General features: G+C 35.5%; 13 protein-coding genes. All 13 read left to right on the forward strand.

The genetic code is table 11. The annotated features are described in order from the left end of the window. The first annotated feature begins 6 nt into the window (after nucleotides 1–6). The 13 genes from ACQV2S_RS07410 (at nucleotide 7) to ACQV2S_RS07470 (ending at nucleotide 14,584) form a co-directional block, all read left to right on the forward strand. A complete protein-coding gene (locus ACQV2S_RS07410; RefSeq protein ID WP_428885303.1) occupies nucleotides 7–1,956 on the forward strand; it encodes a PTS fructose transporter subunit IIABC in 1,950 nt (649 codons plus the stop codon). A gap of 484 nt (nucleotides 1,957–2,440) precedes the next feature. After that, nucleotides 2,441–4,531, forward strand: coding sequence for a peptide ABC transporter substrate-binding protein (locus ACQV2S_RS07415; RefSeq protein WP_428885304.1), 2,091 nt, complete (start codon nucleotides 2,441–2,443; stop codon nucleotides 4,529–4,531). A 73-nt stretch (nucleotides 4,532–4,604) separates the two neighbouring features. Next, a complete protein-coding gene (locus tag ACQV2S_RS07420) occupies nucleotides 4,605–6,101 on the forward strand; it encodes an ABC transporter permease (protein ID WP_428874956.1) in 1,497 nt (498 codons plus the stop codon). Then, nucleotides 6,101–7,036 carry an oligopeptide ABC transporter permease OppC gene (gene oppC, locus ACQV2S_RS07425; protein WP_428874957.1) on the forward strand — a complete coding sequence of 312 codons (936 nt, stop codon included), beginning with the start codon at nucleotides 6,101–6,103 and terminating at the stop codon, nucleotides 7,034–7,036. The genes ACQV2S_RS07420 and oppC overlap by 1 nt, the downstream gene beginning before the upstream one ends. Nucleotides 7,037–7,048: 12 nt before the next feature. Continuing rightward, nucleotides 7,049–8,137, forward strand: coding sequence for an ABC transporter ATP-binding protein (locus ACQV2S_RS07430; RefSeq protein ID WP_428882083.1), 1,089 nt, complete (start codon nucleotides 7,049–7,051; stop codon nucleotides 8,135–8,137). After that, complete coding sequence (locus tag ACQV2S_RS07435) at nucleotides 8,124–9,059, forward strand: ATP-binding cassette domain-containing protein (protein WP_428874958.1); 936 nt, start codon at nucleotides 8,124–8,126, stop codon at nucleotides 9,057–9,059. Before ACQV2S_RS07430 ends, ACQV2S_RS07435 begins: the two co-directional genes overlap by 14 nt. An 87-nt stretch (nucleotides 9,060–9,146) precedes the next feature. Next, nucleotides 9,147–9,257, forward strand: coding sequence for an LPXTG cell wall anchor domain-containing protein (locus tag ACQV2S_RS07440; protein WP_428874437.1), 111 nt, complete (start codon nucleotides 9,147–9,149; stop codon nucleotides 9,255–9,257). 155 nt (nucleotides 9,258–9,412) lie between these two features. Next, complete coding sequence (locus ACQV2S_RS07445; protein ID WP_428874436.1) at nucleotides 9,413–9,907, forward strand: hypothetical protein; 495 nt, start codon at nucleotides 9,413–9,415, stop codon at nucleotides 9,905–9,907. A 641-nt stretch (nucleotides 9,908–10,548) separates the two neighbouring features. After that, nucleotides 10,549–11,688: a hypothetical protein gene (locus ACQV2S_RS07450; RefSeq protein WP_428885305.1), complete on the forward strand. Its 1,140-nt coding sequence runs from the start codon at nucleotides 10,549–10,551 to the stop codon at nucleotides 11,686–11,688. A 385-nt stretch (nucleotides 11,689–12,073) separates the two neighbouring features. Then, nucleotides 12,074–12,502: a phage tail protein gene (locus ACQV2S_RS07455; protein WP_428874434.1), complete on the forward strand. Its 429-nt coding sequence runs from the start codon at nucleotides 12,074–12,076 to the stop codon at nucleotides 12,500–12,502. Next, nucleotides 12,493–12,714, forward strand: coding sequence for a hypothetical protein (locus tag ACQV2S_RS07460; protein WP_428874433.1), 222 nt, complete (start codon nucleotides 12,493–12,495; stop codon nucleotides 12,712–12,714). Before ACQV2S_RS07455 ends, ACQV2S_RS07460 begins: the two co-directional genes overlap by 10 nt. Nucleotides 12,715–12,971: 257 nt before the next feature. Continuing rightward, complete coding sequence (locus tag ACQV2S_RS07465; protein ID WP_428885306.1) at nucleotides 12,972–13,250, forward strand: hypothetical protein; 279 nt, start codon at nucleotides 12,972–12,974, stop codon at nucleotides 13,248–13,250. 203 nt (nucleotides 13,251–13,453) lie between these two features. Then, on the forward strand, nucleotides 13,454–14,584 hold the full coding sequence (locus ACQV2S_RS07470; protein ID WP_428885307.1) for a Fic family protein: 1,131 nt from the start codon (nucleotides 13,454–13,456) through the stop codon (nucleotides 14,582–14,584). Nucleotides 14,585–14,665 lie beyond the last annotated feature (81 nt).

Below are 14,665 nucleotides of genomic sequence, written 5' to 3' on the forward strand. Positions count from 1 at the left end.
AAAGTTATGCAGCTGTCAGAATTATTAAATATTGAAGTGATGGATCTTGATCTAATTGTTCGTAATAAATCAGAGGCTTTAAAGAGTCTTGTTAATAATTTCGATCAAGTCGGAGGAGTAACGGATCCAAAAGAATTATTTCAATCGCTACAAGCAAGAGAGCAACTCTCAACCACTGGAGTTGGTAACGGTGTGGCCATGCCGCATGCTCAATCATCAACGGTAAAAACGCCAATTATTATTTTTGCGCGTTCTCAAGCAGGCATTAATTGGCAAGCTTTAGATGAAAAAGATGTTCACTTAATTTTTATGATTTTAATGCCAAAAAACTCATCAAATGAGCATCTGAAGGCAATTGCTTCCTTGTCAAAAAAATTGATGGAAGAAGGAATGATTGATCAACTGATGTCTGTTAAGAATGCTCATGAAGTGGTTGATTTATTTTCTGAAGAAGCAGATTTAAAAGAAACAGCTCAAGCTAAAAGTGAAAAAAATATAATTTCTGAATCATCAGATACTTATATTTTAGCAGTTACCGCTTGTCCAACAGGGATAGCACACACCTTTATGGCTGAAGAAAAGTTAAAAGAAGCAGCTAAAAAAGCTGGGATCAGTATTAAAGTGGAAACAAACGGGCAAGCCGGTATCGGTAACAAACTTAATCAAGCGGATATTAAAAAGGCCGATGCAATTATCGTAGCAGCAGATAAACAGGTTGAAATGAATCGATTTGATGGCAAGCCGGTTATCATTACTAAAGTTTCAGATGGAATTAATAAGGCCGATGAATTAATAAATAGGGCCGTTCGTCTCGACGCTCCTATCTTTCACGCTAAGGGAGAAAAGGTAAATGAGATAGAAGATTCTGGTGAGAAAGAATCAATCGGTCGTCAATTCTACAAACATTTAATGAATGGCGTTTCTCATATGCTTCCATTCGTTGTGGCCGGTGGGATTTTGATTGCACTTTCTTTCTTCTGGGGTATAAATTCTGCTGACCCAAGCAGTTCAGACTATAATGTATTTGCTCAAATACTAAAAACAATTGGTGGAATGTCTTTTGCCATGATGCTACCAATTTTATCTGGATTTATCGGTCAATCAATTGCAGATCGTCCAGGACTAATAGTTGGAATAATGGGTGGGATTTTTGCTAATCCTGGTGTTTTAGCTGCTTATGCACCACAAGGCATTTTTGAAAATCTAGTACCCTCTGGTTTTCTTGGCGCTCTGATAGCGGGTTTCTTAGCAGGCGCTATTATAAGAGGACTGCAAATTGCCTTCAAGTGGATGCCTAAAACCCTTGAGGGTATGAAGGCAATCTTCATATTCCCAGTTCTGGGTATTCTAATGATAGGTCTGCTAATGCTATTTGTAGTGAATGGTCCGATGGGTGCGGTGATGACGGGATTAATGAATGCGATTGAATCAATTCCAAGAGAATGGGGCATTGTATTAGGATTTGCAGTAGCAGCTATGATGTCTATTGATATGGGAGGCCCCATTAATAAGGCTGCTTATGTTACAGGAACAGCTCTAGTCACTCAAGCTCAAGGGGCGGGTTCAGATGTTATGGCGGCAGTAATGGTTGGTGGAATGGTTCCGCCTATGGCTATTGCCTTAGCCGCTACGATTAAACCAAAAGTGTGGTCAAAACAAGAAAGATCTTCGGCCTATGTGAATTATGCCATGGGAGCTAGCTTTATTACCGAGGGAGCAATACCTTTTGCAGCGGCTGACCCTTTACGCGTTATTCCTTGTCTAGCCTTAGGTGCAGGTTTAGCCGGTGCACTTTCAATGGCTTTTGAATGTGTTAGCTTAGTTCCTCATGGAGGTGTTTTTGCGATAGCAGCAGGTGGGGTAAGCAACCCAATCATGTATATTCTATCTTGGTTAATAGGTAGTATAGTATCAGCCTTTTTACTAAACTACACCCGTCAATTAAAGAAGGGTTAATAACCCAATAGGTATATTATTAACTAAATTTTGATAAATTATATAATTATAGTTATTAGTTTATTGCTTTGTGAGAATATATAGATAGTAAAGTTTGATTAATCGCTAATCATCGCTAATCTTAGTTGAGATTATTAGAAGATGCAGCGCTTTTCAAATCAAATTCTAATCAAACTAATATGGAAATTGTTTGGAAGATTGTTTAATATTAAGGACAGGAGTGAGAAAACGATAACATTTTCTACACCCTCTTAGGAATGATTAGAAAGAATCAACCGTTCTAGTTTTGCTCTTTCTATTTCATACTAAAACAAAGTAAACTGACTTACAATCGCTGCAAGACTTAAACTTTAAAATCAAATGGCTTGACAGCGTTTTCACTAATTGGTAAAATGTAAGCAATTACAGTTTTTGAAAGTGAGGGAAGTATACTCAGAAAAACTTTATTGTTTGTCGCTTTGTACATTTTTAAGGAGGAAAATTAATGAAGAAATCGTTAAGAAAAGTAGTTGTTTCTTTTGTAACTGCTTTGACGCTAGGTTCCGCAGTATCACCATTATTGGCTTCAGCACAAGATGAAATTGTTGGTGATTTAGTTCCAGAATATAAAGCTACTTATTTAGGGGATCCTACTTCACTGGACTATACATTCTCTATGCGTGATTCAAATACAAGTCATACAGTTAACTTCATCGATGGATTATACGAAAACGACCAATTCGGTAACTACATCCCATCAGTTGCAGAGTCTCATGAAGTTTCAGAAGATGGCTTAGTCTATACTTATAAAATCCGTCCAGGAGTTATGTGGTTTGATAACAACGGTAACGAAGTGGCTGAGACAACTGCTCACGATTTTGTTACTGGTTTAAAACACGCTGTAGAGGTTCAATCAGAAATGTTACCAATCGTACAATCATCTATTAAAGGTCTTAACGACTATGTAAATGGTAAAATTACTGATTTTGCTGAAGTAGGGGTCAAAGCGATTGATGATTATACCCTTGAATATACTCTCGAAGAACCAGAACCATATTTCAACTCAAAAACAACTTATGGTATTTTATATCCAATCAATCAAGAGTTTCTAGATTCTGTTGGAGATGATTTCGGTTCATTAACTCCAGACTCAATTTTATACAATGGAGCTTTCCTACTTTCTAACTTAACTGCTAAATCTGAAATTGAATACACTAAGAACGAAAATTATTGGGATGCTGATAATGTATTCTTAGACACAGTTCAATTTACTTACAATGATGGTTCTGATCCAGAAGTATTCTACCGTCTATACAAAGATGGAGCTGTATCGTTCTTTACAGTAAATCCTACTTTACCAATCTATGACGATGTTAAAGCAGAATTCGACGGTTATATCACACAACAACAACGTCAAGGATCTTCATTCTTATTACAGTTTAACTTAAACCGTTTGAAGCATGAAGCAACTGGTAAAACTACTGAAAAGCAACATGAAGACACTCACCAAGCACTTTTAAATAAAGCTTTCCGTCAAGCAATTATGTTTGCTTTCGATAAACACACTTACATGACACAAAAATTCGGTGAAGAATTTGCTGATACAGATATTCGTAACTTATTAGTTGCACCAGAATTTGTTATGTTAGAAGAAGAGTCATTTGGAGAAGCAGTAGCACGTCACCTTGAAGAAATGAATCCGGAACTTTATGAAGGAATCAACTTGGAAGATGGACAAGATGCATTCTTCAATCCAGAAAAAGCTCAAAAATTAATTGAACAAGCAAAATCTGAATTAGAAGGCGTAGACTACCCAATTCAATTAGATATTCCAGTTCTAGAAACAGTTCCTGTGGCTGTCAACTTTGCTAAGTCTTTAAAAGCTTCTTTTGAAGAAGTTTTAGGTTCTGAAAATGTTGTAGTTAATCCAGTTCTTCTAAACCAAGATACATATTTAAACGCAACATTCAACGCTACTGTTGCTGCAGAAGTTGATTATGATATGACTAATGAATCTGGTTGGATTCCTGACTACTTAGACCCATCAACATTCTTAGATATTTATTTACCTACTAATGGTACTTTCTTAGTTCCAATTGGTTTTGATCCAATTCTTAAAGAAGCACGTGAAGCTTCAGGATTATACGAATATGCTGAATTGGTCAAAGCAGCTGATGCTATTAATGATGATTTAGATGCTCGTTACGATGCTTATGCTAAGGCACAAGCTTGGTTAACAGATTCTGCAATCGCAATTCCATTTAACACTTTAGGATCACACCTACGAGTTACTAATATTGTTCCGTTCTCTGGTCCTTACTCATTTGCAGGTACTGGTCAACGTAGATTCAAGTTCTTGAAAGTTCAATCTGAACCTGTTTCATATGAACAATGGCAAGCGGCTTACGATAATTGGTCAGCTAATAAGTTAGACGGATCAAGTGTTTCAAGTGAAGTTGGTGGAAGCAAAACTGATGAGTCTGCTTCTAAAGAAGAAACTGAAGAAGAAATGATGGACGAGTCAGCTGAAGAAACTGAAGAAACTGAAGAAATGAAAGATGAATCAGCTGAAGAAACTGAAGAAGCGGCTGAATAGTCAAAAGAAAATGTAATCTTAGATGAAAAAGGCTGAGAAATTGGCCTTTTTCATTTATTATAGGAGGATTCAAATGAAAAAATACTTATTCAAAAGAATTCTTCGGTCACTATTTTCGATTTTTATGGTTACTACTTTAGTGTATTTAGCCATTTTTTCACTGGTGCCGAGAAATTCAATCTTCAAAGATGACCCTGCAATTGCTAAATTAAAGTCACAACCCGATCAACTTTTAGAGTATCAAAATAGCGCTTTTGACCGAATGGGGTATATTAATTATTTAAATCAACGTGACTTTCAAAAGGAAGTTCAAAAAGACTATCCAGAATTTACAAATCAAGAAAGTCCCGAGAATCAAGCAATTATAGACAAATGGCAAGAAAATAACCAAAATTGGGAAGTAGGTCAACTTCCGATAAGCGGAGGCTATTTTGCTACCGATGAAGTTTCAATTGGTGCAAGGGTCTTAAATTTTTATAAAAATTTGATTGAGTTTGATCACCCTTGGCGTATTAAAGACCCGGAAAATCCTGATCTAAAGCGTGGATATCAAATCACTCACGACGCAACAGCTGGTTGGGCATTAACTGGTTCAGGTACAAAATATTACTACCAAATCTACTTCAATAATAAATTCCCATTTATCCACCAAAATTTCCTTAAAATTAATTTAGGAGTTTCATACCCTACTTTTGCAGGGAAGCCTGTTGTGGATGTTATTACGGACAAACAAGGTCGTTCAGTAACAGAAGAAATTACTATGCCAGATGGTAAAACCTTTAAATCTGCCATTAATCCTTACACACGTTACTACAAACCAACAGCTGAACTTTCTTTAACAGAAAAACGTATGTTTGAAGGTTCAAACTATGCAGGGGCTGATTCTAATAACGAAGATCCATCTATGATGATGATTTCATTTAGAAACGGCATTGCCTCAATTATTTTAATGTATACTATTGCTATACCAATGGCTATGGCTATGGCAAGATACAAAGGTCAATTGGTAGATAAGTTAGGAACTGCAATTATCACACTCTTAATCTCAGTACCTTCAGTTGCTTTCATTTTCTTTGGACGATATATTGGTAATAAGTTCTTTGGGCTACCTGATTTATTCCCAATTTTTGGACCTGGGAATATTAAATCCTATATAATGCCTGTTATTGTTTTAGCTTTATTAGCTCTATCTGGTTCTGTAATGTGGATTCGACGCTATATGGTCGATCAGCAGTCATCTGATTATGTTAAATTTGCTAAAGCGAAAGGTTTAAGTCAATCAGAAATATCTCGCAAACATATATTTAGGAACGCGATTATACCAATTGTGAACGGTGTTCCTGGAGCAATTATTTTCTCAATTGCTGGAGCCACAATCACTGAACAAGTATTTGCCATTCCTGGAATGGGTAAAATGTTGCCAGATGCAATTCTTTCTCATAATAACCCAATCACTGTTGGATTAATCTTTATATTCTCAGTTTTAGGGGTTGTCTCTATCATGTTAGGCGATATTGCGATGACTCTTGTGGATCCACGTATCCGCCTAGAAGTGAAGGAGGATAAATAATGGAAGTACAACCTAATATTAATGATGCTTCTTTTCGTTTTGTAGAAACAAATGAAAAAGAAGCTGAAAAAATTAATTCACCAAAATACTCTTATTGGCAATCGGTTTGGAGAACTTTTGGTAAAAATAAGATTGCTATTTTCTTCTTATTTCTTATGACAGCAATCATTTTAATGTCATTTATCCAACCTATTTTCTCTGGTTATGATCCAATGGATACTGCTAAAATTAATGATTTATCAGCACGCTATATTGAACCGAGTGCAAAGCACTGGTTTGGTACAGATGCTAATGGACAATCATTATTTGATGCTACTTGGTCTGGAGCAAAAACATCCATTTCAATCACAGTTTTAGCGACTTTGGTCACTACGACGGTTGGTGTAGTAGTTGGTGCATTCTGGGGAATGTCACAAAAAATAGACGTTTTCATGCTAGAGGTTTATAATGTTTTTGCTAATATTCCACCGTTATTAATTATTATGGTATTAGCCTATTCATTAGGGAATGGTTTTTGGAATTTACTTTTTGCAATGACCCTCACTTCATGGATTTTTACGGCATACTTTATTCGTGTACAAGTAATGATTATGCGTGATCGAGAGTATAATTTAGCATCAAGAACTCTCGGAACACCAGCAAGACGAATGATTTTTAAAAACATTTTGCCTTATTTAACATCAATCATTACTACAGACGTTTCCAGAGTTTTACCAGGATTTATTGCGACTGAAACTTTCCTATCCTTTATTGGAGTTGGTTTATCAGCTGATATTGTTTCTTTAGGTGGATTAATTCAGAAGTATTCCACAAATATCGCTTCAAAACCGTACTTATTCTGGATTCCTGTATCTGTTCTTGCTTTGATTTCAGTTTCTCTTTACATTGTGGGTCAAGCATTAGCTGATGCAACTGATCCTAAGAATCACATATAGGAGGCAATTGAAATGACAGAAAAGAAAAAGATATTAGAAATAAGAGATCTGGTTGTTAAATTCCAGGTGCGTGACTCTGAATTGACTGCTATTCGTGGTATCGATTTAGACCTTTATGAAGGTGAGGTTCTTGCTTTAGTAGGGGAATCTGGATCAGGAAAGTCAGTTTTAACGAAAACATTTACAGGAATGCTTGAAAAAAATGGTAGTATTCCAGAAGGTAAAGTTATCTATAAAGGCGATGAGTTACAAAATTTTACTTCAGATAAACAATGGTTAAAATATCGTGGTAAAGAAATGGCAACAATTTTCCAAGATCCAATGACTTCTTTGAATCCAGTCTTAACAATTGGAACTCAAATAACAGAGGTTATTACTAAGCATCGTAATGCTTCGCAAAAAGAAGCAAAAGAGGTAGCGATTGATTTAATGGAGCGTGTTGGTATTCGTGACGCTGAAAAACGTTTTGATGATTATCCGTTTGAATATTCAGGTGGAATGCGTCAACGTATTGTCATTGCAATTGCATTGGCATGTCGTCCTAAAGTATTGATTTGTGATGAACCAACGACTGCTTTGGATGTTACTATTCAAGCTCAAATTCTAAGATTACTAAAAGAATTACAAAAAGAATATGAATTTACAACTATATTTATTACTCATGACTTGGGTGTAGTGGCTCAAATTGCAGACCGTGTTGCAGTAATGTATGCGGGACAAGTCATTGAAACAGGAACAGTAGAAGATATCTTCTATGACCCAAGACATCCTTACACATGGGCACTTTTATCATCATTACCACAATTATCAAATCCGGAAGAAGATCTATTCTCAATTGCAGGTACACCACCTTCTCTTTATACAAAAATTGAAGGAGATGCTTTTGCTCCACGTAGTCCTTATGCAATGCAAATTGACTATGAAGCTGAACCACCTATGTTTAAAGTTTCAGACACTCACTACGCTAAAACATGGTTACTAGATCCTCGAGCACCGGAAGCTGAAAAACCATCTGTTATTCATAACCTTCATGAAAAATTGAAGAAAGTTCATGGTGCAGATGCAGCTCTTAGAGAGGAGTTAGCAAATGGAGAAAAATAGAGAAAAATTAGTTGAAGTAAACGACCTTGAAATCACTTTTGGTGAAGGCAAAGACAAGTTCGTTGCTGTTAAAGATGCCACTTTCCATGTATTTAAAGGAGAAACCTTATCATTAGTAGGTGAGTCTGGATCTGGTAAAACAACTATTGGTCGTGCAATTAATGGTATTAATAAAACTTCAGGAGGAGAAATTCTCTTTAAAGGTAAAAGAATTAATACTAAATTATCTGAAAAAGAGCGTAAAGAGCTAATTGGAAGCATTCAAATGGTCTTTCAAGATCCCTCTGCCTCTTTGAATGACCGTGCAACAGTAGAGTATATTATCTCAGAAGGCCTTTATAACTTTAATTTATTTAAAGATGAAGAAGATCGCTTGCAAAAAGTTGAGAATATGCTTAAAGAAGTTGGACTTTTATCTGAGCATATGTATCGTTATCCTCATGAGTTCTCAGGTGGACAACGTCAACGTATTGGGATTGCTCGAGCCCTTATTATGGAACCAGAACTTGTTATTGCAGATGAGCCGATCTCATCTTTAGATGTTTCTGTTCGGGCGCAAGTTCTTAACTTACTCCGTAAATTTCAACGTGAAAATGGCTTAACTTATATTTTTATTGCTCATGACTTATCAGTCGTACGTTATATTTCTGATAGAATAGCAGTAATTCGTAATGGTCGTATTCTTGAAGTTGCGGAAACTGAAGAATTATTCCGTAATCCAATTCATCCTTATACACAAGCTTTACTTTCTGCTGTACCTATTCCAGACCCAGAGCTTGCTCGTAAAGTTAAATTGAAAGTTTATGATCCTGAAATGCATGATTATTCAACTGATATACCAAAAGTACGTGAAGTACTCCCAGAACACTACATTTATTGTAATGAAGCTGAATTGGCTAAATATCAGGAAATGTATCATTAAGAGTTTAAGTCGAGGTTTTAATCTCGGCTTTTCTTTTATTATAAGTTAGTGTAAAATTAATATATCATTTAGAAATGAGGTAGAAAAATGTTACCACAAACAGGCGAAATGGCTACTTGGTTTTTGATTGTGATCGCAGCGATTGCTTTAATCGGTGGTATTGCAATGGTATACAAAGGCAATAAAAATAAGCGTTAAGCTTATTTTCAGACATCCTGCATCCCTTAGGTAGTTTAGGGGTGTATTTTTAAGCAGATTTCTTGAGTGAAAAGGCTTTATCTGTTAATATTTATGTATTAAGAAGGTCTTTAAAATGAATTCTTCTTAAAAAAGATTTAAGGAGTGGAAAAAATATGACCAAATTAAAAACAGTTATCGGTATGGTAGCAGGTCTTGCAGGTGCCTATGCGGTAGTTAATTATCTATACCCTGAAAAAACAGAGGAGTATCGTAAGAAATTATCAGAATCGAGTGTGGAAGCGCGCGATCAATTGGCTTCTTATAAAGAGCTTGCTCTTAAAAAGGGTCAAGAGTTATCTGATGTTGCTGCTTTAGCAAGTGAAGATGCTAAAGTATCTTTTTCAGAAACGGCAGAAGAATTAAAATTTTCTCTAACAAACTTGAAAAATCAATTATTTAGTTCAATTGAAGAAACGCAGCATTCTCTTGCTAATCAAAATGATGATTCTGATTTTAAAGAAGTTTTAGCTCATTCAGCTAATGAATTAAAAGAAGAAATTGGACAATCATTTGAAGAAATTCTTGAAAGTTTCGCCAATTTAAAACATGAGATTGAAGACACTACCGATATCGCAATTGAGTTATCAAAAGAAGTTACTGGTGAGTAATTTTATATAAATTGGCTTTATGTCAAATAGGGTTGATGCTATCCAAGGAGATTAAGCAACTAATGGTTGCTTGGTCTCCTTTTCTTTTCTTCTTGACACATATACTCTTGGTTATCGATGAATTAAAGCTTAATTATACAAAACATGCCATCAAAAAATTAGCCCTAAGAAAAGTTTTACGAATCAGGGGTAAGCTCGGCTTGAAACGTACAAAATTCTGGCGGAGTCACGTCGCTATAGCTCTTACGAAGGCACTGTGGGAACAATTGCTCCCAACCACCTCAATCGTCGCTTTAGTGTAAAATGAATGGCAACTGAAAGTTAAATTAGGGAAAAATTCTGCTTATTTAAGCCCTATTATGGATTTATTTAACTCTGAAATGATCGCTTGGAATCTTAGCGATCATCCAACCTTAGATTGGGTCATCAAGCCATTGACTGACGCTATTGCTATGATTAAATTGGTCTTTAGAAGCGTTATATTTGAATTTTTACAAATAAGTTAGTATGCTAAGGATAAGGAAAGTTCTAAAAGAACGATTTGTCTAAAGCAATTATTTTATAGTATTTATCACCACTATAAAGATAAATTGTACCTTAAAGCACCTTGAGTGTTAAAACTTTAAGAAAGAGGGATTTATATGAATAATGAACGAGATAAGCACAATGTTGAGCCTACTGTTGGAGGTCAGGGTAAGGTCGTTGTAAAGGATCCTACTAAAGATACTGGCAACCACACTTATACCTCACATCATGATCACCATATAGGACATCATCATCGGATAGGAGAAAACTTATCGTGGCGTGCTGTTTTCGCTGGATTAGTGACTTTCGTCGCTTTAAGCATGTTGTTCTCTTTAATTGGGGCAGCTATCGGACTTGGAGCTACTGACTTAACCGCTGTTAATCCATTAGATGGAGTTGGAATGGGCTTAATCATTTGGACGATTGTGTCATTAATTTTAAGTTTAGCCGGCGGAGGATTTATCGCAGGATACACTGCACACCGAGCTGGTATGGTTCATGGTTTCCTGACATGGGCTACAGGCCTAATTGTAGCAGTAGTATTGGCTTCATCAGCAGTGACAGGAACTTTCAATACAATTGGTGCTATGTTTGGTGCGACAACTAGTGCTGCTGGAGATGCAATAGGAAATGTTTCAAAAGCTGCAGGTAATTTATCTGAAGAAGTATTTAACGCTGTAGCAGATAACTTACAACTTGATACATCGAACTTAGACCAAGAAGTACAAGATTTACTAGAAGACACTGAAATTGAACAGTTGCAACCAGGTTATTTACAAAATCAGTTAGATGAAACGGTAACTGATATTCAAAATGCAGCTAAAAGCGTTGTAGTTGATGGAAAACCTGTTGAGCAAGCGATGAAAGATGTTTATACAAACATTGAAGATCGTATGGCTACAATTGACGAAGGTTTAGATGAAGATGCTTTATCGAATGCTATTGCTGATAATACTGATTTAAATGATGAAGAAGCAGAAGAAGCTACAGCTCACATTATGAAATCATATGAAGAAGCTCAAGCTCAAGCGAAATATTTACTTGCTAGCGCTGAAACTGAAATGAATCGCTTAGAAAGTGGAACAAAACAAGCAATTGACGAAGGTGTCGAAACAACAAATGATGTTATAAATGAAGCTTCTAAATATTCTATCTATGCTTTCATTGGATCTGTTTTGGGATTAGTAATTTCTGCCTACGCTGGTAAGATGGGTGCAGAAAAAGAATTAGAACAAGATCAAGTTGTTATTAAATAATTTAGCCTGTAATTTACAATATTAAACTAATAAAGAGTCTACTGATTATAGTGACCCAAGAAGTTGGACCAGAGAGATGAGTACATGTTGTATGTGCTTGTCTCTCTTATTTTATTGTTTTCTAAGCAGCTTGAAGATTAGCGAGAAACCTATCGAGAGGCCAGCATGAGGCAGCAGGGAACTTAAATCTACTTATGAAGATACACTTGATTCAATAAGTGAATTAAATAAAGCTCAAAACAAACTATAATTATTAATGAGTGACTTTGGAGATGAAATAGGCAAAGTACTAGCTCTGATATTGCAAGTTGTAGCTGATATCTTACAATCAATTGGAGAATAGTTTTCTAAGCTTCCTAAGCCCGCAAAAGAGTTTGCCATTGTCATGGGATTGCTGGTGACCGCCTTAGGGGTCATAGCCCCGGTGTTTATGGTGTTATTAGCCGTAGCAACTGCGGCTCAACTATTGATTTTTGGCTTTATCAAAGCCTCGTTAGCTACTATAGCTCCGATTGCTCTAACAATAGTTGCAATAGTAGGTTTTGTTTTAGTAATCAAGCAGCTCTGGGAAACTAGTGACCAATTCAGAGAGGCTGTTATAAACACTTGGGTTGCTATAAAAGAGTTTTTACAACCAATTATCCAATCTATCAGCGATTTTGTAATGAAAATATGGAGTTCAATGACAAGTTGGTGGAATGAAAACAACGAACTAATTAAACAAACGATTAATACTGTTTGGGGCTGGATAAAGACTTTTATCTCAATAATATTGGATCAAGTTTTTGCTAAGGTCAGCTTAGTTTGGGATTGATTCAAGGGGTCACTCAAACGGTATGGCCTATCATTCAAGAAACAATCAGAATAGCAATGGACTTTATTCTAGGAATCATTAAGGCAGTTATGCAATTAATCAACGGTGATTGGTGTGGTGCATGGGAGACGGTAAAACAAACGGTGTTTCATGCGTGGGAACGCATTAAATCCGGCACACAGCAAACAATCGATTCGGTAAAAACTTTATGATAAATGGATTGACTAGCGCAAAGAATAAAGCTGTGGAAATATTTAACAGTATCAAGCAAGCGATTACAGATAAAATTAATTCTGCAAAAGATGCGGTAGGGAATGCAACTGAAAAAAATAAAGTCTTCTTTAACTTCAGTTGGTCGTTACCCGAGATTAAATTACCACGACTCCCTAGATTGAGTATTACCGGTCGATTTAGTTTAACTCCACTACAAGTTCCAAGAATCTCTTAGCATGCGGACGGAGGAATTATGATGAATCATACAGTGTTTGGTATTAATGGCAAAAATATTCAAGTTGGTGGTGAAGCAGGTCCAGAGGCTATCCTACCATTAAGTTCTAAAGTATTAGGAGAGATTGGTGCAGGGATTGTTAAAGCAACTAATGTGACTAATAGCGAGAGTGGAGATACTTATATAACTGTCAATGCTGAAGTTGCTAATGACTATGATGTTGATCGTATGATAGATATCATTGAAGAAAGGTTAGGAGAAAAGGAAACTAGAACAAACGGAGAGCTAGGTTTCACATAATAAATTATCCCCTTTGGTTAATACTGGAGGGAATCAAAATATCAATTCTAAGGTCAATTCAGGATTAATTATGAGTGAGGGTAGGCTAAATCAATGGAAAATTAGTTAGATAACATTTTCAAAACTTATAAATAAAGGAAAAATAATGCTTTTTTTATCTTAATATGATAAACTTAATCATGCTTAAAGGGAGGAGGAAAAATATGACAATTCAGGGTCTGGAATTATTGCCACCTAAAGTGTCTATAGAAGAAGAATTATCGTTATACAAAAAAATTGCTATTATCAAGAGTACGATAGGTAAGTTAAATTCAGAATTGAATCACTCTCCTGTCGATGATAACCTTCTTCAAATTCTTTCATTAAAGGAGTCGGTTCAATCAACTAGAATTGAAGGTACTCAAGTAACTTTTGCGGATATGATTGATCAAGCAAATTCAAAAAAGAAGTCTAAAGAAATTACAGAGGTACTTAATTATAAAAAAGCACTAACAGTTGGTATCGAAATGATCAATCAGGGAAATCCAATCAGTTCTAGGATGATAAAAAGTTTGCACAAAGAACTTATGTCCAATGAAGCGAGAGGAACGTCTGCTTCTGCTGGTGAATTTAGAAAAATTCAGAATCACATCGGTCCAGATAATAAAATCGAAAACGCAGTTTATATTCCAATTCCTGCTCAAAAAATCGGAGAATATATGACCAATTTGGAATATTATATTAATTCAGTAAAGCATTTTAGTTTTGAAAAAGAAAAGCTTGATGATTTTAATTATTTGGATGAAAATACCGATCCATTGATTAAGGCTGCAATTATTCATGCGCAATTCGAATCGATACATCCTTTTTTAGATGGAAATGGGAGATTAGGAAGAATACTAATTATTTTGACTTGCATGCAAGATAAACTAATTGATAAGCCAGTCTTCTTCATTAGTGAGGAATTGGAAAAAGAAAGGCTGAGATACTATAATCGCTTGAATGGGGTTCGTGGAAAAAATCCAAATTGGTTTGAATGGATAGACTTTTTCCTTTCAGCCTCAAAAAGAATGGCCGATTCCTTATCAGTAAAAGTAGAGAATATAAACAATTTAGCAAGATCAGGAATTAATATTATAAATGAGAACAATTATTACATTAATCAAATATGGCTATATACCTTTAGGAATCCATTTTGTAACGTAAAGGATGTTGCTAGAGCTTTAGGCATAACGGACGCAACAGCTAGAAAGTATCTAAAGAAATTATCTGATTTGAAGTTAATAGAGGAAGATAATTCAAAGAAGAGAAACAAACTTTATATTAATTATGACCTAATTAATATTATAAGTTAGTTTTTATATTCATAGCGTAAAATTTCTTGTGTAAGCTCCGAGACTCCCTAGAAAAAGAGACCTCACTTATGTAAGATTGTA

This window comes from Facklamia sp. P13064, assembly GCF_050409425.1.
Classification (GTDB): Bacteria; Bacillota; Bacilli; order Lactobacillales; family Aerococcaceae; genus Facklamia.

What these genes read in the sequence shown, in the direction of transcription:
- oppC (WP_428874957.1), top strand. Translation starts at nt 6,101, where the DNA reads ATGGAAGTACAACCTAATATTAATGATGCTTCTTTTCGTTTTGTAGAA.
- ACQV2S_RS07420 (WP_428874956.1), top strand. Translation starts at nt 4,605, where the DNA reads ATGAAAAAATACTTATTCAAAAGAATTCTTCGGTCACTATTTTCGATT.
- ACQV2S_RS07415 (WP_428885304.1), top strand. Translation starts at nt 2,441, where the DNA reads ATGAAGAAATCGTTAAGAAAAGTAGTTGTTTCTTTTGTAACTGCTTTG.
- ACQV2S_RS07450 (WP_428885305.1), top strand. Translation starts at nt 10,549, where the DNA reads ATGAATAATGAACGAGATAAGCACAATGTTGAGCCTACTGTTGGAGGT.
- ACQV2S_RS07465 (WP_428885306.1), top strand. Translation starts at nt 12,972, where the DNA reads ATGAATCATACAGTGTTTGGTATTAATGGCAAAAATATTCAAGTTGGT.
- ACQV2S_RS07445 (WP_428874436.1), top strand. Translation starts at nt 9,413, where the DNA reads ATGACCAAATTAAAAACAGTTATCGGTATGGTAGCAGGTCTTGCAGGT.
- ACQV2S_RS07435 (WP_428874958.1), top strand. Translation starts at nt 8,124, where the DNA reads ATGGAGAAAAATAGAGAAAAATTAGTTGAAGTAAACGACCTTGAAATC.
- ACQV2S_RS07440 (WP_428874437.1), top strand. Translation starts at nt 9,147, where the DNA reads ATGTTACCACAAACAGGCGAAATGGCTACTTGGTTTTTGATTGTGATC.
- ACQV2S_RS07410 (WP_428885303.1), top strand. Translation starts at nt 7, where the DNA reads ATGCAGCTGTCAGAATTATTAAATATTGAAGTGATGGATCTTGATCTA.
- ACQV2S_RS07455 (WP_428874434.1), top strand. Translation starts at nt 12,074, where the DNA reads ATGGGATTGCTGGTGACCGCCTTAGGGGTCATAGCCCCGGTGTTTATG.
- ACQV2S_RS07430 (WP_428882083.1), top strand. Translation starts at nt 7,049, where the DNA reads ATGACAGAAAAGAAAAAGATATTAGAAATAAGAGATCTGGTTGTTAAA.
- ACQV2S_RS07470 (WP_428885307.1), top strand. Translation starts at nt 13,454, where the DNA reads ATGACAATTCAGGGTCTGGAATTATTGCCACCTAAAGTGTCTATAGAA.